Source organism: Streptomyces sp. Y309 (genome assembly GCF_056712025.1).
Window position 1 is genome coordinate 8500467 of the sequence record NZ_CM160048.1, and the last position, 26764, is coordinate 8527230.

General features: G+C 73.0%; 30 protein-coding genes. 15 read left to right on the forward strand and 15 right to left on the reverse strand.

Translation table 11 applies throughout. The annotated features are described in order from the left end of the window. Positions 1 to 60: 60 nt before the first annotated feature. From AC0KTA_RS35735 to AC0KTA_RS35745, 3 genes are all read right to left on the reverse strand, one after another. Positions 61 to 666, reverse strand: a complete 606-nt coding sequence (locus tag AC0KTA_RS35735) for an Rv1733c family protein (RefSeq protein ID WP_481052332.1) — start codon at positions 664 to 666, stop codon at positions 61 to 63. A 291-nt stretch (positions 667 to 957) separates the two neighbouring features. Further along, complete coding sequence (locus AC0KTA_RS35740) at positions 958 to 1782, reverse strand: MOSC domain-containing protein (protein ID WP_481052333.1); 825 nt, start codon at positions 1780 to 1782, stop codon at positions 958 to 960. 45 nt (positions 1783 to 1827) lie between these two features. Continuing rightward, complete coding sequence (locus AC0KTA_RS35745) at positions 1828 to 2310, reverse strand: DUF6643 family protein (protein WP_481052334.1); 483 nt, start codon at positions 2308 to 2310, stop codon at positions 1828 to 1830. A 292-nt stretch (positions 2311 to 2602) separates the two neighbouring features. Here AC0KTA_RS35745 and AC0KTA_RS35750 point away from each other — a divergent pair, with 292 nt between their 5' ends. Continuing rightward, positions 2603 to 3934, forward strand: a complete 1332-nt coding sequence (locus AC0KTA_RS35750) for a TerD family protein (protein WP_481052335.1) — start codon at positions 2603 to 2605, stop codon at positions 3932 to 3934. 109 nt (positions 3935 to 4043) lie between these two features. Here the strand turns inward: AC0KTA_RS35750 and AC0KTA_RS35755 are convergent, their stop codons facing one another. Beyond that, positions 4044 to 5225: a glycosyltransferase gene (locus AC0KTA_RS35755; RefSeq protein WP_481052336.1), complete on the reverse strand. Its 1182-nt coding sequence runs from the start codon at positions 5223 to 5225 to the stop codon at positions 4044 to 4046. A 58-nt stretch (positions 5226 to 5283) separates the two neighbouring features. On the opposite strand from AC0KTA_RS35755, the gene AC0KTA_RS35760 reads away from it, so the two are divergent. Both AC0KTA_RS35760 and AC0KTA_RS35765 read left to right on the forward strand, forming a co-directional pair. Beyond that, entirely contained in the window at positions 5284 to 6105 is an 822-nt protein-coding gene (locus AC0KTA_RS35760; RefSeq protein ID WP_481052337.1) for a glutamate racemase, read from the forward strand. 180 nt (positions 6106 to 6285) lie between these two features. Beyond that, positions 6286 to 6840, forward strand: coding sequence for a hypothetical protein (locus AC0KTA_RS35765; RefSeq protein WP_481052338.1), 555 nt, complete (start codon positions 6286 to 6288; stop codon positions 6838 to 6840). On the opposite strand, the gene AC0KTA_RS35770 is transcribed toward AC0KTA_RS35765, so the two are convergent. Further along, positions 6794 to 7873 carry an O-antigen ligase family protein gene (locus tag AC0KTA_RS35770; RefSeq protein ID WP_481052339.1) on the reverse strand — a complete coding sequence of 360 codons (1080 nt, stop codon included), beginning with the start codon at positions 7871 to 7873 and terminating at the stop codon, positions 6794 to 6796. The two genes, AC0KTA_RS35765 and AC0KTA_RS35770, sit on opposite strands and share 47 nt — an antisense overlap. A 238-nt stretch (positions 7874 to 8111) precedes the next feature. Between AC0KTA_RS35770 and lnt the strand changes: the two genes are divergently transcribed. From lnt to AC0KTA_RS35810, 8 genes are all read left to right on the forward strand, one after another. Further along, positions 8112 to 9704, forward strand: a complete 1593-nt coding sequence (gene lnt / locus AC0KTA_RS35775; RefSeq protein ID WP_481052340.1) for an apolipoprotein N-acyltransferase — start codon at positions 8112 to 8114, stop codon at positions 9702 to 9704. A gap of 10 nt (positions 9705 to 9714) precedes the next feature. Next, positions 9715 to 10185, forward strand: a complete 471-nt coding sequence (locus tag AC0KTA_RS35780; RefSeq protein WP_481052341.1) for an NUDIX hydrolase — start codon at positions 9715 to 9717, stop codon at positions 10183 to 10185. 168 nt (positions 10186 to 10353) lie between these two features. Next, on the forward strand, positions 10354 to 11085 hold the full coding sequence (locus AC0KTA_RS35785; RefSeq protein WP_481052342.1) for a hypothetical protein: 732 nt from the start codon (positions 10354 to 10356) through the stop codon (positions 11083 to 11085). Between the two features lie 8 nt (positions 11086 to 11093). After that, a complete protein-coding gene (locus AC0KTA_RS35790; RefSeq protein WP_481052343.1) occupies positions 11094 to 11738 on the forward strand; it encodes a hypothetical protein in 645 nt (214 codons plus the stop codon). 59 nt (positions 11739 to 11797) lie between these two features. Further along, positions 11798 to 12955, forward strand: a complete 1158-nt coding sequence (locus tag AC0KTA_RS35795; RefSeq protein ID WP_481052344.1) for a methyltransferase — start codon at positions 11798 to 11800, stop codon at positions 12953 to 12955. Beyond that, the gene (locus AC0KTA_RS35800; RefSeq protein WP_481052345.1) at positions 12952 to 13665 is read left to right on the forward strand and encodes an alpha-ketoglutarate-dependent dioxygenase AlkB family protein; all 714 of its coding nucleotides are present in this window, start codon (positions 12952 to 12954) and stop codon (positions 13663 to 13665) included. Before AC0KTA_RS35795 ends, AC0KTA_RS35800 begins: the two co-directional genes overlap by 4 nt. 103 nt (positions 13666 to 13768) lie before the next feature. After that, positions 13769 to 14245 (forward strand): carboxymuconolactone decarboxylase family protein, encoded by a 477-nt coding sequence (locus AC0KTA_RS35805; protein ID WP_481052346.1) that lies wholly within the window; start codon positions 13769 to 13771, stop codon positions 14243 to 14245. A 73-nt stretch (positions 14246 to 14318) separates the two neighbouring features. Beyond that, positions 14319 to 15242 (forward strand): RNA polymerase sigma-70 factor, encoded by a 924-nt coding sequence (locus AC0KTA_RS35810; RefSeq protein WP_481052347.1) that lies wholly within the window; start codon positions 14319 to 14321, stop codon positions 15240 to 15242. Between the two features lie 64 nt (positions 15243 to 15306). On the opposite strand, the gene AC0KTA_RS35815 is transcribed toward AC0KTA_RS35810, so the two are convergent. The 3 genes from AC0KTA_RS35815 to AC0KTA_RS35825 form a co-directional block, all read right to left on the reverse strand. Next, complete coding sequence (locus tag AC0KTA_RS35815; protein ID WP_481052348.1) at positions 15307 to 16104, reverse strand: 2OG-Fe(II) oxygenase; 798 nt, start codon at positions 16102 to 16104, stop codon at positions 15307 to 15309. Beyond that, positions 16101 to 16598: a methylated-DNA--[protein]-cysteine S-methyltransferase gene (locus AC0KTA_RS35820; protein WP_481052349.1), complete on the reverse strand. Its 498-nt coding sequence runs from the start codon at positions 16596 to 16598 to the stop codon at positions 16101 to 16103. The genes AC0KTA_RS35815 and AC0KTA_RS35820 overlap by 4 nt, the downstream gene beginning before the upstream one ends. Positions 16599 to 16760: 162 nt before the next feature. Further along, the gene (locus tag AC0KTA_RS35825) at positions 16761 to 17399 is read right to left on the reverse strand and encodes a LysE family translocator (RefSeq protein WP_481052350.1); all 639 of its coding nucleotides are present in this window, start codon (positions 17397 to 17399) and stop codon (positions 16761 to 16763) included. Between the two features lie 110 nt (positions 17400 to 17509). Between AC0KTA_RS35825 and AC0KTA_RS35830 the strand changes: the two genes are divergently transcribed. Continuing rightward, positions 17510 to 17962, forward strand: coding sequence for an Lrp/AsnC family transcriptional regulator (locus AC0KTA_RS35830; RefSeq protein WP_481052351.1), 453 nt, complete (start codon positions 17510 to 17512; stop codon positions 17960 to 17962). A 56-nt stretch (positions 17963 to 18018) separates the two neighbouring features. Here the strand turns inward: AC0KTA_RS35830 and paaK are convergent, their stop codons facing one another. Beyond that, positions 18019 to 19317, reverse strand: a complete 1299-nt coding sequence (gene paaK / locus AC0KTA_RS35835; RefSeq protein ID WP_481052352.1) for a phenylacetate--CoA ligase PaaK — start codon at positions 19315 to 19317, stop codon at positions 18019 to 18021. A gap of 128 nt (positions 19318 to 19445) precedes the next feature. Next, positions 19446 to 20327, reverse strand: coding sequence for a transcriptional regulator CynR (cynR, locus tag AC0KTA_RS35840; protein ID WP_481052353.1), 882 nt, complete (start codon positions 20325 to 20327; stop codon positions 19446 to 19448). Positions 20328 to 20454: 127 nt separating this feature from the next. On the opposite strand from cynR, the gene AC0KTA_RS35845 reads away from it, so the two are divergent. The 3 genes from AC0KTA_RS35845 (at position 20455) to AC0KTA_RS35855 (ending at position 22438) form a co-directional block, all read left to right on the forward strand. Then, on the forward strand, positions 20455 to 21054 hold the full coding sequence (locus tag AC0KTA_RS35845) for a carbonic anhydrase (RefSeq protein WP_481052354.1): 600 nt from the start codon (positions 20455 to 20457) through the stop codon (positions 21052 to 21054). 133 nt (positions 21055 to 21187) lie between these two features. Then, positions 21188 to 21658, forward strand: coding sequence for a cyanase (cynS, locus tag AC0KTA_RS35850; protein WP_481052355.1), 471 nt, complete (start codon positions 21188 to 21190; stop codon positions 21656 to 21658). Between the two features lie 120 nt (positions 21659 to 21778). After that, a complete protein-coding gene (locus tag AC0KTA_RS35855; protein WP_481052356.1) occupies positions 21779 to 22438 on the forward strand; it encodes a chorismate mutase in 660 nt (219 codons plus the stop codon). 76 nt (positions 22439 to 22514) lie between these two features. On the opposite strand, the gene AC0KTA_RS35860 is transcribed toward AC0KTA_RS35855, so the two are convergent. The 5 genes from AC0KTA_RS35860 to AC0KTA_RS35880 all read right to left on the reverse strand — a co-directional run bounded on the left by AC0KTA_RS35860 (position 22515) and on the right by AC0KTA_RS35880 (position 26640). Then, complete coding sequence (locus AC0KTA_RS35860; protein ID WP_481052357.1) at positions 22515 to 22745, reverse strand: hypothetical protein; 231 nt, start codon at positions 22743 to 22745, stop codon at positions 22515 to 22517. A gap of 27 nt (positions 22746 to 22772) precedes the next feature. Further along, positions 22773 to 23222 carry an alpha/beta fold hydrolase gene (locus tag AC0KTA_RS35865; protein WP_481052358.1) on the reverse strand — a complete coding sequence of 150 codons (450 nt, stop codon included), beginning with the start codon at positions 23220 to 23222 and terminating at the stop codon, positions 22773 to 22775. Between the two features lie 110 nt (positions 23223 to 23332). Continuing rightward, positions 23333 to 24277: a PDR/VanB family oxidoreductase gene (locus tag AC0KTA_RS35870; protein ID WP_481052359.1), complete on the reverse strand. Its 945-nt coding sequence runs from the start codon at positions 24275 to 24277 to the stop codon at positions 23333 to 23335. Beyond that, positions 24274 to 24903, reverse strand: coding sequence for an MOSC domain-containing protein (locus AC0KTA_RS35875; protein WP_481052360.1), 630 nt, complete (start codon positions 24901 to 24903; stop codon positions 24274 to 24276). Before AC0KTA_RS35875 ends, AC0KTA_RS35870 begins: the two co-directional genes overlap by 4 nt. A 111-nt stretch (positions 24904 to 25014) precedes the next feature. Continuing rightward, positions 25015 to 26640 carry an acyl-CoA synthetase gene (locus AC0KTA_RS35880; protein WP_481052361.1) on the reverse strand — a complete coding sequence of 542 codons (1626 nt, stop codon included), beginning with the start codon at positions 26638 to 26640 and terminating at the stop codon, positions 25015 to 25017. Between the last annotated feature and the right edge of the window lie 124 nt (positions 26641 to 26764).

Genomic DNA, 26764 nt, shown 5'->3' on the forward strand with positions numbered 1-26764 from the left:
GTGGCCGGGCTCTCACCTGCTCAAGTGCCCGTGCCGGTGCGCACGTGCCCGTGTGGGTGCTCAAGCGCCGGTGCCGGCCCTGCCCCAGTCCGGGCCCGCGCTGTCCCAGGCCTGGTCCCAGCGTGCGTACCGCCGCTGCACGATGCGCCACAGCACCAGGCGCCTGGCGCCCTCGATGAGCCCGCCGCAGGCCAGGGCCGCGCCCAGGCCCGCCAGGGCGGCGTGCGTCGTCGCCGTGGCGGTGTCCAGGGGGCGGCCGACGATGCGGCCGTCGTCGTCGGTCCAGACCCGGAACCGGTCGCCGGGGTGCGGGGACTTGAGGTCGGAGACGACCGTGCCCGCCTGCCCCGAGCCGTCCGGGGCGGTCCAGCTCGCGAGGACGCGGCGGTGCGCGTCGCGCGAGGAGGAGGTCTCGGGGTCGGGGTCGAGCGGGGGCTGGTCGATCCTCTCCAGGACGGTGGCGGTCACGCTGTGCCGGGCCTCGCGCTGGGCCGCCACCGAGCGCAGCAGCGCGTCCTGGGTCAGCGCGCCGGTGACCGCGCCGGCGACGGGGGCCGCGACGACGATGAGCATGAGGGCGACGAGTGCGATCCAGGCCTCGGCGAGGTCGGTCGCGCGGCGCAGCGGATTGTGGCGCCAGCGCCAGAGTCCGGCGATCGCTCGCACAGTCCTGCACCCCCTTCCGCGTCCGTGATAGCCGCGAACGGCACGGCTCACGCCCGGGTCGCGGGAAGAGAGAGCGACATCACCCGCGCGTTCCCTCCTGCCGCGGTCCCTCCAGCCGGGGGGCCGCCCGGCCGTTTCCCGCTCCCCTCCTTCGGCCTTCCTCCTCGACCTTCCGCGGGCTGCTCGACCTTCCCCGATCGTGCGCGACCTGCCCGGGGGTCTTTTCGGTGAGCCCCACCGAACTTCTTCAACGTCCTTCCACCGACGTCGGGTTCCCCCGCCGCGCGCCATTCATTCGAGGATCGTCAGCGGGTCACCGATTCGAATGGTTCCGGTCGATTCCGGGATCAGATTCAGTCCGAAGAGGAGCTGGTCGCCGCTGCGGCGATGGTGGGCGAGGGTGCGCAGCGGCTCCTTGCCGCGCTCGGCGGTGCGCTGGTCGGTGGTGGTCACGACGCACCGCGCGCACTTCCTGGCGACGCGGAACACCGCCTCGCCGATGGTGACGCGCGACCAGTCGTCCTCCGCCCACGGCGGGACGCCCTCCACGACCACGTTCGGCCGGAAGCGGTTCATGGGCAGGGGGCCCTCGTCCGCGTGGTCGCCCTGTGCGATGAGGGAGTTGAGGGCGTCCAGCGAGGAGAGCGTGGTGAGCAGCAGCGGGAAGGCGTCGGCGAACGAGACGGTCTCGCCGGGGTGGCCGTGGGAGGTGGGGACCGGGCGGCGCGTCGCCGGGGCGTCCAAATGCCCCAGGCGGACGTCCAGGTCGAGGAACGCGCTGAACCAGGCGTCCGCCGCGGGATCGGCGGGCACTGCCTCGGACTTGTCCCGCAGGAACTCCACGGGCACCGTCTCACGCGGCTCCGGCACGGTGACGGTGAGCGGCTCCATGCCGGGCGCGGACACGCGTATGCCGCCGTCCGGCTGCGGCTCGGCGGCGGCCAACGCGAGGCGGGGATGCGGCCGTTGCGTCACGGCCCGGCCCGCTCTGTCGATCAACACCCATCTGCGGTCACCCGCGAGCCCCCAGGGCTCGACGACGGCCTCACGCGGTGCGTGCCCCCCGGCCGCCTTCAGCGGGTGGATGTGGATCGAGTGGAGAGCGGGATTCGGCATGCGGCCATCCTGCCAGCAGACACTGACAGCGACGGCCGCAGCCGATCAGTAGCCCCGGTACTGCCGGTTGTACGGATCCTCGTGCGGCGCCGGGGCCGGGCGGGGTGCCGCCGGGCGCATGGCCTCGTACCCCGTGCCGCCCATGGGGCGCTGTTGCTGCGGGCCCGGATAGCCGCGCGGGCCCGCGGCCTGCTGCGGGATGTACGGCGCCGGGGCCTGTTGCAGCGGGGCGGGCTGCGGGGCGGGGGCGTAGCCGTACGCGGGGTTCGGGTGGGAGGCCGCCGCGGGCATCGCGGGGGCCATGGCGGCCGCCGGATATCCCGGGTGGCCCGAGGGGCCGGAGGGCAGGGCGGGCAGCGCGGCCGGGAGGGCGGGCAGGTGGCTGCCCGTGTCGTACGCGGAGGGGACCCGGATCGGGGCGATCTGCGGGGTGCCCCGCTCGGCGACCAGCGAGTCGTAGATCGGAGTGTCCGGGAAGGACGGCGCGGAGTAGTAACCGCCGCCATAGGTGGAGCGGGGGGAGGTCATGCTCCATAAGTTAAGCCCTTCATGTGCTGGTTGGGGAGACCGATAAGAGGGTTGTTTTACGTGTCGCCAGTGACCGCGGATCCCCAATGCGAGCGAACTTGGGAAAATCGGTCGCGCGGCGACGTACGGATCGTGTAAATAGCGCGTTCCTCAGGGGTTACCCGCGGTCGACCGGCGGCTGTCCGCGACGGTCGGAAGGTGTCGCGGGGGACCGCATGTGCACCACTTCGAATGCCAGGTAATAGGTTGGGCAGGAACGCAACGGCGGCCCGGCCGGACCCGGCAACTTGTGATGGGGGCAGACATGTCAATGGCCAAAGGTTCGAATGTTCCCGTGCAGGCGCCCGTGGTGCGCGTCGAATTGGGGTGGGGAGCGGGGCCCGGGGTGCCGGACGCCGACGCCTCCGCGCTGCTGCTCGACGGCTCCCGGAAGGTGCGTTCGGACGCGGACTTCGTGTTCTACAACCAGGCGACGCACGCCTCGGGCGCGGTGCGCCACGAGGGCAAGCAGACCGCGGGCGGCGGTGTGACCGACGCGCTCGTCGTCGACCTCGCGCGCGTGGAGCCCGCCATCGAGACGGTCGTGCTCGCCGCGTCCGCGGACGGCGGCACCTTCGGGAAGGTCCCCGGCCTGCACATCCGCGTCGTCGACGCCGCGAGCGGCGCGGAGATCGCGCGGTACGACAGCGCGGACGCCAGCGTCGAGACGGCCTTCGTGCTCGGCGAGCTCTACCGCCGCCAGGGCGCGTGGAAGTTCCGCGCCGTCGGCCAGGGCTACAGCAGCGGCCTCGAAGGCCTCGCGACGGACTACGGCATCTCGGTGGACGAGCCCCAACAGGCCGCGCCCGCCCCGGCCGCCGCACCGACCCCGGCCCCGGCGCCCACCCCGGCCCCCGCGCCGCCCGCCCCCGCGCCCGCGCCGCCGGTGGCGGCCCCCGCCCCCGCCTCCCCGCCGCCCCCGCCCGCGGCGGCCCCCGCCCAGCCGGTGCGCCTCACCAAGGTCACGCTCACCAAGGAGGCGCCGTCCGTCTCGCTGACCAAGCAGGGCGGCACGTCGGGCGGGCTGCGGGTGAACCTCAACTGGGAGGTGCGCAAGCAGTTCAAGGGCTGGGCCAGCAAGCTCGGCCGCGCCGTGGCCATGCACGCGGACCTCGACCTCGACCTGTGCGCCCTGTTCGAACTCGCCGACGGCCGCAAGGGCGTCGTGCAGGCGCTCGGCAACGCCTTCGGTTCCCTGCACCAGCCGCCGTACATCCTCCTCGACGGCGACGACCGCACCGGCGCCGTGGCGACCGGCGAGAACCTGACGGTCAACCTGGACCACTCCCAGGACCTGAAGCGCGTGGTCATCTTCGTGACCATCTATGAGGGCGCGCGGAGCTTCGCCGACCTGAACGCCACGGTCACGCTGACCCCGCAGCACGGCGCGCCGATCGACTTCTCCCTCGACGAGTGCACGGTGCCGTCGACGGTCTGCGCGCTCGCGCTCATCACCAACAACGGCGGCGAACTCACCGTCCAGCGCGAGGCCCGCTATCTGGTGCCCGAGCGCGGCGTCAGCCCGCAGCGGACCATCGACTACGCCTACGGGTGGGGCATGAACTGGACTCCGGGCAGGAAGTGACCGGCGCGCCCCGGGAGTGCGGGGCGCGCGCGGAACGCCAGGGAGCCCGGGCGCGCTCGGGGCCGTCCGACGGGTCGCCGCGACGCCGCGTCGACCCGTCTGGCAGCCCCTAAGAGCGGGACTCCTCCGCTGCCGTGTCCGGGCGCGCGTACGTGCGGCCCTTCCAGGCCGCGCCGCGCCCCCGGTAGTGCTGCACGGCGGAGTCCACGGTCATCAGGAGGTACAGGAACGCGGTGGCGGGCAGCGTGAGCGCGAGCCACAGGGGCTGGCGGTAGTAGCGCAGCATCGGCAGGTACGTCGCGGTCATCACGAGCCACGCGAGCCCGCCCAGGAGCGCGGCGCCCGCGCTGCCCGCCGCGAGCCCCGCGAACAGCGCCACCGGCGGCGCCAGATACACCACCGCGAGCCCCGCCACCGTCCCGACGAGCAGCGCCGGATTGTGCCGCAGCTGGGCGTAGGCGCTGCGCGCCACCATCCGCCACAGGTCCGCGAGCCGCGGGTAGGGCCGCACGCTGTCGACGCGCTCGGCGAGCCCCAGCCAGATGTGCCCGCCCGCGCCCTTGACCGCCCGCGCCAGCGCCACGTCGTCGATGACCGCGTGCCGGATCGCGTCCGGGACGCGGGCCCGCGCGGCGGCGTCCGCGCGCAGCAGCACACAGCCACCGGCCGCGGCGGCGGTCCGCCCGCCCTCGCGCGCGATCCAGCGGAACGGATAGAGCTGCGCGAAGAAGTACACGAACGCCGGGACGACGAGCCGCTCCCAGACGCTCGCCACCCGCAGCCGCGCCATCTGCGAGACCAGGTCGTAGCCGCCCGCCGTGGCCGCGGCCACCAACTCCCGCAGGCTGTCCGGCTCGTGGGCGATGTCCGCGTCGGTGAGCAGCAGAAACTCGGGCTCGCGCGCGCGGGCGAGAGTCATGCCGTGCCGCACCGCCCAGAGCTTGCCGGTCCAGCCCGCGGGCGGCTCGCCGGGGGACGTCACCGTCAGCGGCAGCCCGCCTTGTCGCCCGGCCAGCGCCCGCGCCAGCTCGCCCGTGCCGTCGCTGCTGCCGTCGTCGACGAGGAACACCTCGGCGCGCCCCGGATAGTCCTGCGCGAGCAGCGAGGGCAGGCTCGTCGGCAGGACCTCGGCCTCGTCGCGCGCGGGGACGACGACGCACACCGACGGCCAGTTCTCCGGCTCCCGGCGCGGCGGCAGCCGCAGGTCCGTACGCCAGAAGAAACCCTGCCCGACCAGCAGCCACAGCCACGCGGCGAGCGAGGCGGCGGCGATCCACACAACGGCGCTCATCCGCCGCAGTCTGCCCCACCGTGCCGGGCTTGTCCGGCCGATCGTCTAAGGTGACCGGGTGAAGATCGCGCTGATGGACTCCGGCATCGGACTGCTCGCCGCGGCCGCCGCGGTGCGGCGCCTGCACCCCGGCGCCGACCTCGTTCTGTCCTCCGACCCGGACACGATGCCCTGGGGCCCGCACACGCCGCAGGAGATCGCCCGGCTCGCCCTCGCCGTCGCGGAGGCCGCCGCCGCGCACCGCCCGGACGCGCTGATCGTGGCCTGCAACACCGCGTCCGTGCACGCCCTGCCCACCCTGCGCGCCCGCCTGGAGCCGGAGCTGCCCGTCATCGGCACCGTCCCGGCGATCAAGCCCGCGGCGGCCGGCGGCGGCCCCGTCGCGATCTGGGCCACGCCCGCCACCACCGGCAGCCCCTACCAGCGCGGCCTCATCGAGGAGTTCGCCGCCGACGTCCCCGTCACCGAGGTGCCCTGCCCCGGCCTCGCCGACGCCTTGGACAAGGCCGACGAGGACGCCACCACCCGCGCCATCGCGGCCGCCGCGGCCCTCACCCCGCCCGATGTAAGGGCCGTCGTCCTGGGCTGCACCCATTACGAGCTGGTCGCGGAGCGCATCCGCGCGGCCGTGCAGCAGCCGGGCACCCCGCCGCTCGTCCTGCACGGCTCGGCCGGAGCCGTCGCCGCACAGGCGCTGCGCAGGGTCGGCGAGCGGACCGGCATCGAGGTCGCCGACGCTTCGGCCGCGTACGACGGCGAGTGCGCCGAAGGAACTCTCACGGTGCTCCTCGGCGGCCGCGAGGCCGCGCTCCCGGCCGCCGCCCTCACGTACGCCGAAGGCCGACTGCTCGCCGCCTCGGCTCCGGTGCTGGAGCCCTGAACCTCCTCGCCGTCCGTGCCCCTTTGATCACTCACTGCATCCGCTTCACGTGTGGCGCAGGACACATCAGGCTCCTCACCACCACCGACGCCGTGAACCTCGCGTCCGCCGTGTCCAACGGCAGGAGTAACTCTCCGCGACGCGGTGCCTTCACCCCGGAACGTGAGTACTCTCGATGGCATGACGGACGACGCCCACAGCGAGCGGGTCAGCTCCGAGCAGCAGCCCGAGGTCTGGACCGGTCGCGCGACGAACCGTGGTCAGTGGCTGCTGGCCTGCGGCGGTGCCGCCTGCCTCGCGCTGGGCATCGACCTGGCCGTCGAGGCCCTGTGGCCCTCGGGCATCCTCCCGCTGATCATGTCGATCGTCGGCTGCATCGCCGTCGGCCTGCTGATCCTCTTCGGCACGCTCGCCTTCGTGCACGTCGCCGTGAAGGTCGACAAGGACTCTCTCGAGGTGCGCTGCGGCCACATCGGAGTGCCGCGCCGCCGCATCCCGCTGTCGCACGTCGTGGGCGCCGACTTCGCCCCGTCCGTCACGCCGCGGCACTGGGGCGGCTGGGGCTACCGCTGGCGGCCCGAGCAGGGCACCGCCGTCGTCGTCCGGCGCGGCGAGGGCCTCGTCCTCAGGCTGGGTGACGGCCGCAAGTTCACGGTCACCGTCGACAACGCCGAGACCGCCGTGCGCGTCATCCGCGACCGTCTCCGCCTCCGCTCCGGGGGTACGCCGGTCTGAGCTGAGCCGCCTCCTCGCTCAGGGGGCGTGCCGTGGCGATGCCCGCAAGCAGTCCCGCGCCCACCGTCACGGACGTCACGCTCAGGGCATTGCCGACCGTCGCCACCGCGGCCAGCGCCGTCAGGGCCGCCCCCGCCGTCAGGACCACCTGCGTGGACCGCGGCGAGCACCACAGGGCGAACAGCAGCCAGCAGAAGGCCGCCGCGAGCAGCGCCACGCCCACGTAGCCCTGCTCGGCGCCCTGCTGCAACAGCGCCGAGTGCGGCTTGCCGTCCGCGAGCAGCCCCTCGGTGACCGTCGGTGACGCGTCGCCGAACCGCCCCGGCCCCACGCCGAACGCCGGATGCGCGCCCGCGAGGTCCTCCGCGTCCTGCCACATCCGCACCCGGTACCCGCCGAGCTGCCCCTCCAGAGAAGTGGCAAGGCCCTCCGGCAGCGCCCCGTCCGCGAACGCCCAGGCGAGCCCCGTCAGCACCGCCGTCGTCAGCGCGAACCCGGCGAGACCGAGCCCTCTGCGCCGCATCAGCGTCGCCGCGAGCGAGCACAGCAGGATCCCCGCGCACGCGATCACCCCGGCCGTCGAGCCGAGCACCGCCGCCGCCACCACGATCCCGGCCGCGAGGACCCGCAGGCCGGTCCGCAGCGCCGCCCCGCGCGCCGCCCACGCCGCACAGCAGGCCGCGCCCGCCGCCAGGCCGAGCAGCGCCGCCGTGGCGCCGATGGGCCCGAGCGGCGAGGAGCTGACGGGACCCGGCGTGACATGCGGCGCCGCGGCCGCGAGGGCGACCCCGGCGAGCGCGCCCACGCAGGGCGCGGCGATCGGAAGCAGCGCCCCCGCGATCCGCCCGCCCGCGTACCCGGCGGCCACCGCGAGCACCGCGAGCAGCATCCCGTCCGGTCGGCCGCCCCGCACGCCCGTCGTGATCAGCACCCAGGCCGCGCAGGCGGCGAGGATCGCCACGCCGACGGCGTCCGCGGCCCCGTGCCGTTCCCCGGCCCATCCGGCCGCGGCGGCCGGCGCCGGCGTATTCATCGACCCACCCCGTCGCCCCCCGATACGTGACGGGCCCCGACCGTACGGCGCGCCGACCGATGGCTTGATCTCGCCGCATGTCAGGGACTTGGGCACACGCTAGCCGCTGCGGGCACCACTTGTGGAGATCTCGCGCAGGAACGATCCGGCAGGTGTGTGGAACGGGCCCCCGGGACGGCCGCGCCGACGCCGCCGACCGCGCTGTCCGTGCCCAGGTGACGCGCCGTACACTCCCGGAGTGACCGCCACCACCGCTCCCACCGACGCGTCCGCGCAGACCGCACCGCAGCCCGGACCGGAAACGCGCGCCGAGCGGATCAGACGCCGACTGATTCCGGCCGGAGCGGCGGTGCTCGCCGGAGTGCTCCTCTATCTGAGCTTCGCGCCGCGTGAGCTGTGGTGGCTCGCGCCCTTCGCGTTCGCGGTCCTCGGGTTCGTCCTGCACGGGCGGCGCCCGAAGTCCGGCTTCGGGCTCGGGCTGCTCATGGGGCTGGGCTACTTCGTGCCGCTGCTGTCCTGGACGGGCGTCGACGTGGGTCCGCTGCCGTGGCTCGCGCTCGCCGTGGCTGAGGCGCTGTTCCTGGGCCTGACCGGCCTGGGGATCGCCTTCGTGTCCCGGCTGCCGGTGTGGCCGCTGTGGGCCGGCGGGGTGTGGATCGCGGGGGAGGCGGCGCGGGCGCGCTTCCCGTTCGAGGGCTTCCCCTGGGGCAAGGTCGCCTTCAGCCAGCCCGACGGCCTGTTCCTGCCGCTGGCCGCGCTCGGCGGCACCCCGCTGCTCGGCTTCGCGGTGGTGCTCTGCGGCTTCGGGCTCGCCGACGTCGTACGCCGCCTCAAGGCCGATCCGCGCACGCGTGACCGGGCGCTCGTCACGTCCGCCGCGCTCACGCTGGCGCCCGTGCTCGCCGGGGCCGCGGCCCTGCCGCTCGTCTCCACCAAGGCCGAGCACGGCACCACGACGGTCGCCGTCATCCAGGGCAACGTGCCGCGCATGGGCCTGGACTTCAACGCCCAGCGCCGCGCCGTCCTCGACCACCACGTGAAGGAGACGCTGCGCCTGGCCGCCGCCGTGCAGGCGGGCAAGGCCGAGCAGCCCGATCTCGTGCTGTGGCCGGAGAACTCCTCCGACATCGACCCGTACGCCAACGCCGACGCCTATACCGTGATCGACAGGGCCGCCAAGGCCATCAAGGCGCCGGTGTCCGTGGGCGCCGTCGTCACGGAGAAGGACGGCAAGCCCCGCAACCGGCAGATCCTGTGGGACCCGAAGACCGGTCCTGGCGCGACCTACGACAAGCGGCATCTCCAGCCGTTCGGCGAGTACATGCCGTACCGCGGCTTCTTCCGCCTCTTCAGCTCCGACGTGGACCGCGCCGGCATCTTCGAACCCGGTACGAAACCGGCCGTGTTCGACATGGCGGGCACCGGGGTCGGCCCGGTGACCTGCTACGAGGCCGCGTTCGACTCGGTGGTGCGGGACCAGGTGCAGGAAGGTGCGCAGATCCTCTCCGTGCCCAGCAACAACGCCACCTTCGAGCGCAGCCAGATGACGTACCAGCAGCTCGCCATAGACCGGGTGCGGGCCGTCGAGCACGGCCGTGCCGTCATGGTCCCGGTGACCAGCGGGGTGAGCGCCGTGATCCGCCCGGACGGGTCGATCGCCCAGCGCACCGGGATGTTCACCGCCGAGTCGCTGGTCGCCGACGTGCCCAGGCGCAGCTCCCTCACGCCCGCCACCCGTCTCGGCGTCTGGCCGGAAGTGATCCTTGTGCTGGCGGGCGCGGCCGGCGTCGGCTGGGTGATCGCCCGCCGCCGGGCCGGGGCCGCCGGTTAGGGTCGGCACCATGGCTACTCCGGACTTCATCCGCACCCTGCGCGCCGACGCGGGCCACCAGCTCCTCTGGCTCCCGGGAGTCACCGCCATCGTCTTCGACGACGAGGGCAGAGTGCTGCTCGGGCGGCGTGCCGACAACGGCAAGTGGTCCGTCATCGGCGGCATCCCGGATCCGGGGGAGCAGCCCGCCGAGTGCGCCGTGCGCGAGGTCTACGAAGAGACCGCGGTGCGGTGCGTCGCCGAGCGCGTGGTCCTGGTGGAGGCGCTGGAGCCGATCACGTACCCCAACGGCGACGTCTGTCAGTTCATGGACATCACGATCCGCTGCCGGGCCGTGGGCGGCGAGCCGCGCGTGAACGACGACGAGTCCCTGGAGGTCGCGTGGTTCCCGCTGGACGGGCTGCCCGACCTGCACGAGACCGGGCTGTTCCGGGTCAAGCAGGCGATGGCGGACGCGCCCACGTGGTTCGACCGCGGCTGAGCCGCGCGGCACCGAGAGAGCCCCGGAACGGCCGTCGGGCGTGATGAGCGCCGCGCCGAGGCGCCATGGTGACGGCCCGGCACAGCATGTAACCTGCACGGACATTGCCGGGCATCGTCCGCGGCGCGCGGACCGCGCACCGCGGAACCACGGGAACAGGGGCGGGAGTTGAGCCGGAGGACCTACGGCCTGACGCTGCGCGGGCTCGCCTGCGCCCTGCTGGCCTGGCAGGTCTGGCTCGTCTGGCATCTCAGTACGTACGGCGTCTCCACCGTCATGTGGTCCTGTGACAGCGAAGGCTGCGGCAGCGACCAGTTCGCGGCCCTGGCACCGGAGATCGGCATTGCCTCCACGGTGCTGCTCGGGTTCGTCGCCGCCCGCTTCCTGCACCGCGCCACGGTCGGCGCGGTGATCGCGCTGAGCGCGTGCGGAGCCGCCGTGGGCTGGTACGACGCGGTGTCCGACGGCCGCGTCGGGTACGGCACGGTCACCGACTTCATGCTCCTCGTGCCCGCGGGCCGGCACACCGTGTCGGGCTGGCTGGCCTTCCTGTGGTCGGTCGCCGCCGCGGGCTGCTTCGTCGCCCTGTGGGGCGGCGCCGTGAGCCTGCGCCGGACCGCCGCGCTGCGCAGGCTGCGCGGCGGCTTCACCACGGCACAGGCCCGCCTTGAGGGCTGGCGGCCGGTGCGCGGCAGGCGCGGCGAGGTCACCGTCGTCTTCCACGACACCCAGGGCGTCCGCCACTCCGTGCCCGTCGTCGTGGACCGCGCCGCCCTGGACCGGCCCGTCCTCGCCGTGTACGACCGGGCCCGCCCCGCCGACCCCCGGCGCACCCGGGTCGCCGTGCCCCGACGCACCCGGGTCGCAGGGCCCCGGCGCGGACCGCGAGGCTCCTCATGAGGCGTTCGATGACGCGGCACTTGGCGGCCAGGGGCTCCGTACGCCGCTTCCTCGCCCTGGACGTCCTGCTCGGCACCGCCGTGGTGGGCCTCGCGTTCGCCGCGCTGGTCGAGGGCGTCCTCGACGGCCCCGCCTGGCTGCTGTCCGCCGGCCTCACCGCCACCGCGCTCGCGCTCCTTTGCCTGGGCGCGGTCGCCGAACGCGGGCAGGGCGGCGGCGTCGCCTCCGGGCTGCGGTCGCGCGGGCCGCGCGCCTATGCGCCCGCGGTGGTGCACTCGGTGCGGGCCGTGCACCGGGAGACCGGGCAGCTCGTCCTCGACGCGCACGCCGCGGACAGCCTGTTCGCGTTCGACCTGACCGTCGTGCCGGAGGGCCGGCGCCCGTTCCGCGTCGAGGTCCGGCACCCCCTCGACGTACAAGGACTGCTGCACCGCGGCCGCGCCGTCGTCGAGTACGACCCCCGCCGGCCCTGGCGCGTCGTCATCCCGAACCAGCCGCCGGGCGAGTGGGTGGCGCGGGCGGCGCGGCTCGACCCGGAGTCCGCGCACACCGCCGACGGGCCGCCGGCGGGGCTGCCGCCCGGGGCGCATGTGCTGGTCACCGGTGTGGTGGTCGGGGCGGGGTTGGTGGGGGTGCTGCATCTCGCGGGGTGAGCGCGGGGAGAACGGGGTCGGTGGGTGGGCTCGCGGCGCTCCGTTAGCCTGAGGGCACGATGAACCGTTTGAGCACGTCATGGGGCGAGTACGACCTCACACGCTTCCCGGAGGACCCGCGCGACACCCTGCGGGCCTGGTCCGCGGCCGACGCCTATCTGCTGCGGCACCTGGCCGGGGAGGAGGGCGGGGAGCCGGTCGCCCTGGACGGGACGGTGGCCGTCGTCGGCGACCGGTGGGGCGCGCTGACCACCGCGCTGGCCGCGCACCGGCCCGTGCAGATCACCGAGTCCTACCTCGCGCGGCAGGCGACGCTGGCGAACCTCGCGCGCGCGGGCCTTCCGGCGGACGAGGCACGCCTGTTGACGACCCGGGACACCCCGCCCGAGCGCGTCGACGTCCTCCTTGTCCGCGTGCCGAAGAGCCTCGCGCTGCTTGAGGATCAACTGCACCGGCTCGCCCCGGCGTTGCACGCGGGCACCGTCGTCGTCGGCACCGGCATGGTCACCGAGATCCACACCTCGACGCTGGAGCTCTTCGAGCGGATCGTCGGCCCGACCCGTACGTCTCTGGCCCGCCAGAAGGCCCGCCTGATCTTCAGCATCCCGGACCTCGCGCTCCGGCCCGGCCCCAGCCCCTGGCCGCGCAGCTACGTCCTGCCCGCCGACTCCGGTGCGGGCGCGGGCCTGACGGCCGTCAACCACGCGGGCATCTTCTGCGCCGAACGCCTCGACATCGGCACCCGCTTCTTCCTCCAGCACCTGCCGTCGAGCACCGGCGACGCGCACATCGTGGACCTGGGCTGCGGCAACGGCGTGCTCGGCACGGCCGCCGCGGTGGCCGACCCCGACGCGCGGGTCACCTTCGTCGACGAGTCGTACCAGGCGGTGGCCTCCGCCGAGGCCACGTTCCGGGCGAACGCGACGGCGGCCAAGGCCGGTTTCGTCGCCGGGGACGGGCTGACGGCCATGCCGCCGGAATCCGTCGACCTGGTCCTGAACAACCCGCCCTTCCACAGCCACCAGGCGACGACCGACGCGACCGCCCAGCGCATGTTCCGCGGCGCCCGGACCGCCCTGCGCCCCGGCGGCGAGCTGTGGGTCGTCGGCAACCGGCACCTCGGCTACCACGTACGCCTCAAGCGCCTCTTCGGCAACGTCGAAGTGGCCGCGAGCAACCGCAAGTTCGTGATCCTGCGGGCGGTCCGGCGCGCATGACCGGCGAGCTGTTCCCGCGCGAGCGCGGCGAGGTGGCGTCGGGCGCGGTCCACGTGCCCGACTGGCTGGACCCGGCCCGCCAGCGGGAACTCCTCGCCGCGTGCCGCGCGTGGGCACGCCCGCCGGCCGGGCTGCGCACCGTCCGCCTGCCCGGCGGCGGGACGATGACCGCGCGGCAGGTGTGCCTCGGCTGGCACTGGTATCCGTACGGGTACGCGCGCACCGTCGTCGACGGGGACGGCGCGCCGGTGAAGCCGATGCCGGCGTGGCTCGCGGAGCTGGGGCGGAAGGCGGTACGGGACGCGTACGGCGACGGTGGTGTGCCCGGGGTCGGCCAGGCAGACGGCGACCCGGCTGCCGACCCGTACCGTCCCGCCGACGGCGCCCCGTCCGCGTACGACATCGCGCTCATCAACTTCTACGACGCCGACGCCCACATGGGCATGCACCGCGACAGCGACGAGAAGTCCACCGCCCCGGTCGTCTCCCTGAGCCTCGGCGACACCTGCGTCTTCCGCTTCGGCAACACCGAGACGCGGACACGGCCGTACACCGATGTGGAGCTGCGCAGCGGCGACTTGATGGTGTTCGGCGGGCCGTCGCGGCTCGCGTACCACGGGGTGCCGAAGGTGCACGCGGGCACGTCACCGCCCGGCCTCGGGCTCACCGGGCGGCTCAACATCACCTTGCGGGTGAGCGGGCTGGAGTAGGCCCGCGAGGGCGTGCGACCCAGGTCACATGCGTCCGTGTCACAGGGGGGCGGGCTACCTCGTCTCAAGGGTGTAGCCACTGACGATCACGGAGGAGCACACCATGGACGCGCGACTGAACTACTTCGCCAGCCCGACCGCCGGCAAGGCCCTCAAGTACGTCATGTCGGCGGGCCAGGTCATCAAGGAGTCGCCGCTGCCCGCCGCGACGCAGGAGCTGGTGGCGCTGCGCGTGAGCCAGATCAACGGCTGCGCGGCCTGCATCGACATGCACACCAAGGACGCCGCCGCGGCCGGCGAGACCCCGGTGCGGCTGAACCTGGTGGCGGCCTGGCGGGAGGCCACGGTCTTCACCGAGGCCGAGCGTGCCGCGCTGGAGCTGGCGGAGCAGGGGACCCGGACCGCGGACGCGGCCAGCGGGGTCGGCGACGAGGTGTGGGCGTACGCCGCCAAGCACTACGACGAGGAGCAGCTCACCGCCCTGGTGATGCTCATCTCGTTCATGAACATGGCGAACCGGCTGAACATCATCACTCAGCAGCCGGCAGGCAACTACGAGCCCGGACAGTTCCACCACTGAGCACCGCGAGCACAGGAACGGGCACGGCATCGGCACCGGGACCGGTCTCGGAGATGAGCAGAGGAGAGTCGGCGTGAGCAAGGTCGAGGAGTTCGAGGAGCTGCGGCCGCTGCTGTTCTCGATCGCCTACCGGATTCTGGGCAGCGTGAGTGAGGCCGAGGACGCGGTGCAGGAGACGTGGCTGCGCTTCGACGGCTCGGCGACCCGGCCCACGTCGACGAAGGCCTTCCTGTCGGCCACGGTGACACGGATCTCGATCGACGTGCTGCGCTCCGCACGCGTACGGCGGGAGGAGTACGTGGGGCCGTGGTTTCCCGAGCCGTTGCTGAGCGATCCGTATCAGGACCCGGCGCGGTCGGTGGAGTTGGCCGACTCGGTGTCCATGGCGGCGCTGCTGCTCCTTGAGCGGCTCAGCCCGCTGGAGCGGGCCGTCTTCTTGCTGCGGGAGGTGTTCGCCTTCGGGTTCGACGACGTCGCCGCGGCGGTCGGGCGGTCGGAGGCGGCGTGTCGGCAGCTCCTTGTGCGGGCGCGGCGGCACATGGAGGCGGGGCGGCCCCGGTTCGCGGCGGACCGGCAGGAGCGGCAGGAGCTGGCGACGCGGTTCTTCGACGCGCTGAAGGACGGCGATGTGGGCGGGCTGCGGGAGCTGCTGGCCGCCGATGTGCAGCTCGTCGGGGACGGCGGGGGCAAGGCGCCGCAGCTGGCCAACGCCGTCGTGGGAGCGGCGAAGGTGGCTCAGCTGCTGGGCTCGGTCTTCCCATGGCTGCTGCGGATCGACGCGTCGTTCGAGCCGCACGAGATCAACGGCCAGCCCGGCGCCGTCGTCCGCGACCGGGACGGCAAGATCCTGCACACCCTGGTCCTGGACGTGCTCGACGGGCGGATCCAGACCATCCGTGCGGTCATCAACCCCGACAAGCTCGGCCACCTCGGACCGGTCGCCGACGCCTGGGCCGTCGACCGCGAGGTGAAGCGGGCCCGTCGGCAGCCGAACTGACCCCGACCGCGCCGACGCCTGTGCGTCCATGCCGACGCCTGTGCGTCTCTTGCCTCTCTTGCGTCTATGCGTCGTGGAACACCAGCCCCAGCGACCGCCGCAAGCCCGAGCGGACCGTGCTCACGCCGTGCCGGACCGGCGCCGCCGACCAGCCGCAGCTGGAGCGGACCGGGCGGTCGCGGGTGGTGAACACCAGGCCGTGCCCCTGCGGCAACGCGGTGACCGTGCCCCGTGACTGGGCCCGCGGCCGCTGCTCGACCAGCAGGAACTCGCCGCCGGTGTAGTCGGTTCCGTGGACGTCGAGGCCGATGACGACCTGGAGCGGGAAGACGAGGTCGCCGAACAGGTCGCGGTGCAGGGCGTTCCAGTCGCCGCTCTCGTACCGCAGCAGGATCTGCGACGACTTGCACTGGCCCGCCTCGTGGCACTGGTCGATCCAGGCGTCCAGCGTGTCCGGCCAGGGTGCGGGGTGGCCGAGGCGGGCGGCCCAGTCGCGTGCGATGGGCAGCAGCTTCGGGTAGAGGGCGGCCCGCAACGCGGCGACGGGGCGCGGCAGTTGGTGGCTGAAGTACCGGTACTGGCCGGAGCCGAAGCGGTGCCGGGCCATGTCGACGGTCGACCTGAAGCGGGTGAGGTCGTCGTACAGGGCGGCGATCTCGTGGCACTCGGCGGGGTCGAGCAGCGGGGGCGTGAGGGCGCAGCCGTGGTCGTCGAGCTCGGCGGCGAGCGCCGGCCAGTCCGCGGCGGCGACCCTGGTGCGGGCCTCGGCCGCGGGGTCGGGCGCGGTGCGCGTGGCACCCCCGCCCGCGCCCTCAAGGGCACCTCGGCCTCCACGGGCACCCCCGCCCCCACGCGTGGTCACGCCGCCTCCAAGTCCAGCAGCCGCTGCTTCCGCTCCAGGCCGCCCGCGTAGCCGGTGAGCGAGCCGTCCGCGCCGATGACGCGGTGGCAGGGGCGTACGACGAGCACCGGGTTGCGGCCGATGGCCGTGCCCAGGGCGCGGACGGCCGCGCGGGACAGGCCGAGTTCGGCCGCGAGCTTTCCGTACGTCGTCGTGGTGCCGTACGGCACGGAGTCGAGGGCGTGCCACACCTTCCGCTGGAACTCGGTGCCCGATCCGCCGGCGTACTCGATGTCGAAGTCCGTCAGCGTGCCCGCGAAGTACGCGCGGAGCTGGCCGGTGATCGCCGTGAACGCCTCGTCGTCGCGCACCCAGCCGTCCTGGACGGCCGCGCCGCCCTTCTGGCCCGGCATCGACAGCGAGGCGAGTGCCGTGCCGCCCGTGGCCGTGTCCGACACCTCGCCCACGAGCAGCAGCTCACCCAGCGGGCTGTCGAACGTCGTGTAGACGGTCATCGCGCCTGTCCTCTCTCCTGGTACGTCTGTCCTGGTCCGGGGTGTGATCCCCGGTGGTGACAGTGACCAGTCTGCGACGCGGGCAGGCGGACGGCTGGCGGATTTCGGACGCGGTGCTCGCCGGGCGGCGGTTCCGCGCGGAGGGGGCGCTCCGGCGACGGTTCAGGCGGTCAGCTGCTCCACCACCAGAACCACCCCGATCACGATCATCGCGGCCCCCGAGACCCGGGTGACGGCGCGCGCCGCGGCCGGGCGGGCCCGCAGGACGGTACGGGCGAGGATGCCCACGCACAAGTAGATGGCACCGCAGCTCAGGATGTGGACCAGGCCCAGGGTGCTGATCTGCAGCGCCAGCGGCCAGCCGGTGCCGGGCTGGGTGAACTGGGGGAGCAGGGCGAGGAAGAGCAGCAGCGCCTTCGGGTTGAGGCCGCTGATCCCGGCGCCCTGGAGGACCCGGGACCGCCAGGCCGCGGGCGCGTCCGGCGTGGCCCCCGCCGCCCCCTGCTCCGCCGCCGCGGGAGTGCTCGGCCGCGACAGCGTCGTCGCACCCAGCCAGATCAGGTACATCGCGCCCAGCAGCGTCAGCGAGGCGAGCACGGCCGGATGGTCGGCGACCACGGCCGCGACGCCCGCCGCGACCACGGCGGTGAGGCCGACGTACCCCAGCAGCAGCCCCCCGACGGCCGGCGCCACCGAGCGGTCCCGCAGCCCCGCCGATATCGCGTACGCCCAGTCCGCCCCCGGAACCAGGATGAGCAGGACGGACACCGCCCAGAAGGCGGTGATGGAGCTGACGGCCATGGATGTTTCTCCCTCCCTGAGTGGTGCATGGGGGAGGTTAGTTCCGATCTGCCCAAAAGTGCTCCCGAGTTTTGCCTGGTCAGGGGCGTGTGTGTGGAAGAATCTTCCCCATGGACAGAGTCGACCGGCAGATCCTTGCCGAGCTGCAGAACGACGGCCGCCTGACCGTCACCGAGCTGGCCGCGCGGGTGCGGCTGAGTCTCTCGCCGTGCCACCGCCGGCTGCGGGAACTCGAGCGCCGCGGGGCGGTGCGCGGCTACCGGGCCGTGGTGGACGCCGAGGCCGTCGGCCTCACCTTCGAGTCCCTGGTCTTCGTCACCATGCGCCAGGAGGACCGGGACACGGTCGCCGCCTTCGAGGCGGCGGTCGCGGACATCCCCAACGTCGTACAGGCGCAGCGCCTCTTCGGAGACCCCGACTATCTGCTGCGGATCGTCAGCAAGGACCTGCGTGCCTTCCAGCGGCTGTACGACGAGGAGTTGGCGACGCTGCCCGGTGTGCAGCGCCTCAGCTCGACGCTCGTGATGAAGCACGTCGTGCAGGAGCGGCCGCTGCCGCTGTGAGGGGAGGCGCTGTCAGCTCTGGGGGGAGGCGCTGTCAGCTCTGAGGACAGGCGCTGTCAGCGGTCGCCCCGCAGATCCACGATCCGCTTGAACTTCCCCACCGACCGCTCGATGGTCTCCGGGTCCACGACCTCCACCGCGACCGAGACGCCGATGCCGTCCTTGACCGCCGACGCGATCTCCCGGGCGGCCGTGTCGCGCCGCCCGGGCGGCGTGTCCGGGCGGGCCTCCACGCGCACGGTGAGGGCGTCCATGCGGCCCTCCTTCGTGAGCCGCAACTGGAAGTGCGGGGCGAGACCGGGGGTCCGCAGCACGATCTCCTCGATCTGGGTGGGGAAAAGGTTCACGCCGCGCAGGATGACCATGTCGTCGCAGCGCCCGGTGACCTTCTCCATCCGCCGGAACACCCGTGCCGTGCCGGGCAGGAGGCGCGTCAGGTCCCGGGTGCGGTAGCGGATGACGGGCAGCGCCTCCTTGGTGAGCGAGGTGAAGACCAGCTCGCCGCGCTCGCCGTCGGGCAGCGCCTCGCCCGTGATCGGGTCCACGACCTCGGGGTAGAAGTGGTCCTCCCAGATGTGCAGGCCGTCCTTGGTCTCCACGCACTCCTGGGCGACTCCGGGGCCGATCACCTCCGAGAGCCCGTATATGTCGACGGCGTCGATCGCGAACCGCTCCTCGATCTCGCGCCGCATCTCCTCCGTCCACGGCTCCGCACCGAAGATGCCGACCTGGAGCGAGGTCGTCCGCGGATCGATGCCCTGCCGCTCGAACTCCTCCAGGAGGGTCAGCATGTACGACGGCGTGATCATGATGATCTCCGGGCGGAGGTCCAGGATGAGCTGGACCTGGCGCGCGGTCATGCCGCCGGAGGCGGGGATCACGGTGCAGCCGAGCCGCTCCGCGCCGTAGTGCGCGCCGAGACCGCCGGTGAACAGGCCGTATCCGTACGCCACATGGACCTTCTGCCCCGGCCGTCCGCCCGCCGCGCGGATGGACCGCGCCACGACGTCCGACCACATGTTCAGGTCCTGCTCGGTGTAGCCGACGACGGTGGGGCGGCCGGTGGTGCCGCTCGACGCGTGCAGCCGCCGCAGCTCCGACTGCTCCACGGCGAACATCCCGAACGGGTAGTTCGCCCGCAGGTCGGCCTTCGTCGTGAACGGAAAACGGGAGAGGTCGCCGAGCGAGTGGCAGTCGTCGGGTCCGAGCCCCGCCGCGTCGAACGCCGCCCGGTAGAAGGGCACGTTCTCATAGGCGTGCAGCAAGGTGTCCTGGAGCCGCTCGAGCTGCAGCGCCTCCAGCTCCGCGCGGCCGAGCCGCTCCGCCGCGTCCAGCAGTGCCGGTGTGCGCGCCATCTGGAGTACCCCCGTCCGTGCCGGGCGACCGATCATTCGGCCGATCTTGTGTCGGGGTCAGTTATTCAAGGTTTCAGGGCTTCTGGCAAGGCTTTCGTACGAGGTGTCATCGGCGCGTGTTCGAGCCGTCACTCCCACTGTGTGGCCTGGTCGGTGAAGGCCTGGGCGGCGGCGCTCCGGTAGGTGCTCGCGCGGCGGAGCAGGGTGACGGTGCGGGCGGGCAGGGCGGGGTCGAGGGGGATGGGGTGGAGGTGGGGGTGGTCGCGGGTGAGGGCGTCGGGCAGGACCGTGGCCAGGGGAGTGCGCCGGACGATCTCGGTGAGGGCGTTGATGGAGTTGGCCTCCACCGCGATCCGGGGTTGTACGTGATGTGCGGCGAAGTACGCGTCGACGTGCCGACGGGTGGCGAAGTCGCCGCTGAGCAGGGCGAGTCGGTGCTCGTGGAGGTCGGTGACCGGCAGGGGCCGGGAGGTGCCGGTGCCGGGGTGGTGCGGGCCGGTGACGAGGCCGAGGGTCTCCGTGAACAGGTCGGTGGCCTCGATGCCCGGCAGGTGCGGGCCCGCGAAGGCGATGCCGAGGTCGAGCCGGTCGGCCAGGAGGTCGGCTTCGATGCGGTCCTGGGTCGACTCCCGCACGTCGAGGGTGATGCCGGGGTGCCGGTCGTGGAAGGCGGCGACGAGGGGGCCGGTGAGGTAGGCGGTGAACGTGGGGGTGACGGCGAGCCGGAGATGGCCGCGGGAGAGGTCGTGCACGTCGAGCACCGCCCGCTCGCCCGCCGCGAGGTCGCGCAGGGCGCGCCGGGCGAAGGGGACGTAGGCGGCTCCGGCGTCGGTCAGGCGCACGGTGCGGCCGGTGCGGTCCAGGAGCTGGACTCCCAGGGCCTTCTCCAACTGCCTGATCTGCTGAGACAGCGTGGGCTGGGAGATCCGCAGCTCCTCGGCGGCGCGGGTGAAGTTCGCGTGCTCGGCGACGGCGAGCAGGTAGCGAAGGTGACGCAGTTCCGGCTTCATGACAGCAACTATAGATGTCATCGATGACTGTCAGTTCAACTGCGTCTTGGACGCTATAGATGCTGCTCATGCACAGTGAATGACGTCGGCCCCGACCGACGGACCCGATCGAAGGGAGTTCAGGGGCATGCGTCATCTCGCCCAGGGAATCGACCGCTTTCAGCGGGAGGTCTTTCCCGACCGGGCCGGGCTCTTCGCCCGCCTGGCCACCACCCACCAGCCCGGCACGCTGTTCATCAGCTGCTCCGACGCCCGTGTCGTCCCCGAGCTGATCACCCAGACCGAGCCCGGCGAGCTGTTCGTCATCCGCACCGCGGGCAACCTCGTCCCCGCCCATGCCGCCGGCGCCGACGGGGTGGCGGCCGGCATCGAGTACGCCGTCGCCGTCCTGGGGGTGCGGGACATCGTCGTCTGCGGGCACTCGGCCTGCGGCGCCATGACCGCGCTCGCCGAAGGCCACGACCTGAGCGGTGCGCCGGCCGTCGCCGACTGGCTCCGGCACGCGGACGCCTCCCGGGCCCGCGCGGCCGCCGCCGAGGCCGGAGGGGACGTCGCCGTGCTGGTGCGGGAGAACGTGTCCGCGCAGCTCGCGAATCTGGCCACGCACCCCTCGGTGGCGCGTGCCCTGGCCCAGGGCGGCGTGCGGCTGCACGGCTGGGTCTTCGACATCCGTACCGGCACGGTCGAGGACGTGGCGGGCGGTGCGGTCCCGGCCCTCGCGGCCTGACACCGCCCGAACGCCGCATCACCCTCGTCCGGCCCCTCACTCGTCCAGGGCCGCCTGCGCCGCTGGACTCCCCCTCACCCCCGCCACCCCCGCTTCTTGCGGACGGCACCCATCCGGAAGGAAACCGTTTCTCATGCTGCACGCCCAGTTCGACCCCACCGCCCGCCAGCAGTTGGCCGTCGCCGCCGTCGAGGCCAAGACAGTCCGGGATCTGTCCTGGCAGCAGATAGCCGACGCCGCCGGGCTGTCCGTCGCCTTCGTCACCGCGGCCGTCCTCGGCCAGCACGCCCTGCCCGAGGCTTCCGCGAAGGCGGTCGCCGAACTGCTGGACCTGGACGAGGGCGCGGTGACGCTGCTCCAGACCATCCCCACCCGCGGCTCCATCCCCGGTGGCGTACCGACCGACCCGACGATCTACCGCTTCCACGAGATGCTCCAGGTGTACGGCACCACCCTCAAGGCGCTGGTCCACGAGCAGTTCGGCGACGGGATCATCTCGGCGATCAACTTCAGGCTCGACGTGCGGAAGGTCGCCGACCCCGAGGGCGGGGAGCGCGCCGTCATCACTCTCGACGGCAAGTACCTGCCCACGAAGCCCTTCTGAGGTCTGCGGGGCCCGGGTCTGCGGCATTGAGGAGCCGTTCCTGACGGCGTATAAGGAGGGCAGCTTCCACTACCTGTACCTGCTCATCGCCGCCGACCGCATCTGACAAGGGGAGTTCTCGTGCGCCTCGTCTCACCCGCAGGACGTGTTCTGGCCGCCGGAGGTGTCGCCGCGGCACTGCTGGTGGGCGGGGGCACGGCCCTTGCCGCGCCCAGTGCGTCCGCCACATCCACTGCGTCCGCCGCACCCGCCGCACCTCATGGGTCCGCCACACCCGTCGCATCGGCCCCGCAGGGCGCCTTCGCCCAACTGCACCCCCTCTCCGCCCTCTCCGCCCGGCGCCTCGCCACCGCCGATCTCGTCGCCGCCGCCAAGTACGGCACGGGCAGCCCGATCGACGACCCCGCGCGGGAGCAGCAGGTGCTGGACGCCGTGGCGCGACAGGCGGAGGAGGCCGGGGCGGACCCCCGGGCGACCGTGCGGATCTTCCGGGACCAGATCGAGGCCAACAAGGTCGTGCAGCGGGCGCTGCACCGGAAATGGGACGCCGATCCCGCGTCGGCCCCGACGGAGCGGCCCGACCTGGCGAAGGTGCGCGAGGAGATCAACCGCGTCAACGGCGAACTGGTGCGGGCCATCGCCGCGTCGGCGCCCGCGCGCGGCGCACCGTACTGCACCGGTGTCCTCGTCGCGACGACCGCGCATGTGCGTCACGAGCAGGGGCTCGACGCCCTCCACACGGTGGCGCTGGTGCGGGCGTCGCGTTCGGTGTGCGGGTGACGGCGTGCGTACGGGCTGCTCCCGGCGACATCGGCCTGCCCCCGGCCGAGGCGGACAGGGCGGTGCGTCGGGGGCGTCATGAGGCGGGCCGCGGCTCGTGCTCGGGCAGCGCGGTGTGCAGCCTGTCCACCAGGAGGTGGGGGTGGGTGACCATCGGCACGTGGGCCGTGTCGAGTTCGACGATGTCCATGCCGCGGGCGCGGGCCCGGGGGAGCATGTCGGCCATCATGGGCCGGGCCGCGCAGAACCAGTAGGAGCTCGGACGCGGCGACGGGGCGTCCCGTACGGGTTCGCGGTGCGTGGCCATGGGCATCGGGGTGACGGCGCCCGCCAGTCAGGCGCGGTCGGCGGCGTCGCTGACGGTGAGGGAGTCGAAGGGCAGTGGCGCCGCCAGCCAAGGCTGTTCGGCCGAGACCGGTGCGAAGAAGTCCACCAGCCAGGGCAGCAGGTCGAAGGCGGACTCCCCGGGCTCGGCGAGGAAGGCGTCCAGGTACACCAGGTGCCGCACCTGTTCGCCGAGGCGGGCCGCGGCTCCCTGGGCGACGATGCCTCCGTAGCTGTGACCGACCATGACGACCGGCCGGTCGACGTCGCGGACGAACCGCACCAGGTCGCCGACGTGGGTCTCCAGGCCGGTGTCCGGGCGCGCTTCGGCCCGCCGCTCGGCCAGACCGGGAAGGGTGGGGGTCAAGACGGTGTGCCCCCGCCGGCGCAGCGAGGTGGCGACGCGGTCCCAGACCCAGCCTCCCAGCCAGGTTCCGTGGACGAGGACATAGGTGGCCATGGGGCTCCTTGGCGCGGTGTGATGCGGTGTGGTGCGGCGTGATGCGTGTAGTGCGGTTTGGTACGGCAGGGTGGCCGGTGCGGCCGTCGCCGGGCCGCGCGATCGGCCGGTCACATGAGCAGGGAGATGTCGCCGCGCCCTCGCGAGACGCAGGTGGTCATGTAGCCGGCGGCGCGTTCGTCACCGGACAGGCAGGTGTCGCGGTGGTCGACCTCCCCGTCGACGACCTGGAGCACGCACGTACCGCAGACGCCTCCTTCGCAGGAGTGCTCGAGCCTGACGTCATGGCGGTGCAGGGCGTGCAGCAGCGACTCGTCCGCCGCCACGGTGATGGTCTTACGCGAGACGGCCAGATGCGCCTGGAAGGGCTCACCGCGGCGCTCACCGGGTGGGACGACCGTGCTGAAGCTCTCCCCGCGCACCCGCTCCGGCGCCCGGCCCGTCGTGGCGGCCTCGATCGCGGTCATCAGCCGAGCCGGGCCGCAGTGGTAGATCGTGGCGGACGACGGCAGCCCGGCGACCAGCTTCCCGACGTCAAGGCGCGAGCCGGCGGAGCTGTCGTGGACGGTCAAGGGCAGTCCGCAGCCGGCGAGTTCCGGCAGGTACGCCGCCTCGCCCGCCGAGCGCACGCAGTAGTGGACCTCGCCTCGGGCGTCGGCGGGCAGGTCGTGCAGCAGCCCGAGGATCGCCGTGACGCCGATACCGCCGGCGACGAACACGTGGTGACCGGCCTCCGCGTCGATCTCGAACCCCGGTTGGGGGTAGGAGACGTAGACGTCGTCGCCGACGTCCAGGTCGTCGTGGAAGAGCATCGACCCACCACGGCCGGCGGGCCGCCGCAGGACGGCGAACCGATAGCGGTCGGTCGCCGTCGGGGATCCGATGAGGGAGTAGTCCCGGCGTGTCCCGTCCGTGTGCTGTACCTGGATGTGGTCGCCGCCCCGGAACGGCGGGAACTCGGGGCGGTGGCGGGGCACCACCTCGATCTCGCGGACGTCGGGTGTCACCGGCCGCGCGGCGGCGACACGGGAGGCCATCAGCAGTCGTACGGTCATGTCCGGTCACCGGGACCAGTTCGGCCTCGGTCACCGGGCCGTTCGGCGGGGGAGGGGTCGCCCGGCCAGTCCGGCAGGGGCCGGATGGCCTGCCCGGGGCGGACCCGGGCGCCTCGCACGATCTGGCAGTTCAGCCCGGAGCGGCCGGTGAGCGGGGTGAAGACCGGCTTGTCGATCAGCCGTTCCAGGTAGTGGCACGGCACGTTGAGACGGCCCGCGAAGACGACGGCGTCGCCGATGGCGAAGTAGGTCCCCAGCAGGTCGTTGAGGGGCGCGCCCCGCGTGACCATGTTGCGCCGGCTCTCCTGGCCGCTGAGCCGGATGCCGGTCTCGGCCTCGACCGCGTCCAGGGTTTCCTGGGCGATCAGCGTCAACTGCCGGTCGGCGTGGGGGAGGTGCGCGTAGTGGCCGCGTCCGGTGGCATAGCGGTCGCCGCGGATGCCGACCCCGGCGAGCAGTTCGGCTTCCTCCAGGGCGTGCATCTCCACGCCGGCGGTCTCGGCGGCGAACACCTCAAGGAGGGCGCCGCTCCAGAGGACGGCGGTGGCGTCGGCATCGGATACGGCTCCCGGAGCCCGGGGATCGGATGCGGCTCCCGAAGCCTGAGGATCGACGGAATGAGACATGATCCGAACGTTCCACAGATCGCGGCCGCGGCCAAGACCGGATCGGCCAACCTCCCGCGGCCAAGCGGGAGTCGCCCAACCCTCTGCGGCCAAGAGCCGGTCGGCCCCCGGCTAACCCTCCGCCGCCACCGCCACCGCCCGCGCCCACCGATAGTCCGCCTTCCCGCTCGGCGAGCGCTGGATGTGATCCGTGAACACGACCGCGCGCGGGATCTTGTACCCCGCGAGGTGGGTGCGGCAGTGGGTCTGGAGCGCGGTCAGGTCCAGGGAGGCGGCACCGTCGCGGAGTTGGACGACCGCCGCGACCCGGTTGCCCCAGCGCTCGTCCGGGACGCCGGCGACCAGCGCGTCGTAGACGTCGGGGTGGGACTTGAGGGCCTGCTCGACCTCCTCCGGGTACACCTTCTCGCCGCCCGTGTTGATGCACTGCGAGCCCCGGCCGAGCACGGTCACGATGCCGTCGGCGTCGACCGTCGCCATGTCACCGAGCAGCACCCAGCGTTCGTCGCCGCGCTGGAAGAACGTCTCGGCCGTCTTCTTGGGGTCGTTGTAGTAGCCGAGCGGGACGTGCCCGCGCTGGGCGATGTGGCCCGGTTCGCCGGGAGAGACGGGGTCGTACGTCGCCGGATCGACCACCTGCGTACGGGAGTTGACCCGCAGCCGGAAGCCCTTCTCGGGGCCCGAGTCGTCTGTCGCGGTGCCGTTGAAGCCGGACTCCGACGAGCCGAAGTTGTTGAGGAGCATGACGTTCGGGGCGAGCGCGGCGAACTGGGCGCGGACCGTCTCCGACATGATCGCGCCCGATGAGGAGACGCTGAAGAGCGAGGAGAGGTCGGTGCCGCGCAGGGGGCCGTTCAGGGCGTCGATGAGGGGACGCAGCATCGCGTCGCCCACCAGGGACACGCTGGTGACCTTCTCCTTCGCGATGGTGCGCAGCACCTCTTCGGGCACGAACTTGCGGTGGATGACGAGGCGTTGGCCGAAGTGGAAGCAGATGAAGGCGGTGAGCGTCGACGTGCCGTGCATCAGGGGCGGGGTCGGGAAGAACGTGATGCCGTCGCCGCCGGCCGCCACCCGCTCGGCCACCTCCTCGGGCCTCGTCACCGGCTCGCCGGTGGGCGCGCCCCCGCCGAGTCCCGAGAAGAAGAGGTCCTCCTGGCGCCACATCACGCCCTTGGGCATGCCCGTCGTGCCGCCGGTGTAGATGATGAACAGGTCGTCCGCGGAGCGCTCCGGGAACCCGCGCTCGGGCGACCCGGACGCCTCCACCTCCGCGAACGTCACCGCTTCGGGCCCGGCCGTCGCGCCGGACGCCGCCGCGTCCCCGACCCGTATCAGATGCCGCAGCTTCTCCGCCCGCGGCAGCGCGGCGACGACCCGCCCGCCGAATTCCGCGTCGAAGACGAGCGCGGCAAGATCGGCGTCCCGGTAGAGATAGGCCAACTCCTCTTCCACGTAGCGGTAGTTGACGTTCACGGGGACTATGCGCGCCTTCAGGCACGCGAGCACCGTCTGGAGGTACTCGACGCCGTTGTAGAGGTGCAGGCCCAGATGCTCGCCCGGCTTGACGCCGTGGTCGATCAGATGGTGCGCGAGACGGTTGGCGGCCGCGTCCAGCTCCGCGTACGTGAGGGTCCGCTCCGCGCCCGTGCCGGGGTGGTCCACGTACAGCAGCGCCGCACGGTCGGGCACCACGTCGACGACCGACTCGAACAGGTCGGCAAGGTTGTACTCCACCGCTCCTCCTGACCCTGACGCCATCCCGTGTGGCGGTCATGAGAGCAGAGCCGCGCACAAGTGGGAAGGGGCCCCGCAGAAGAAAACTGACTACCTGTCAGAAAACTATTGAACTGGCACGTCG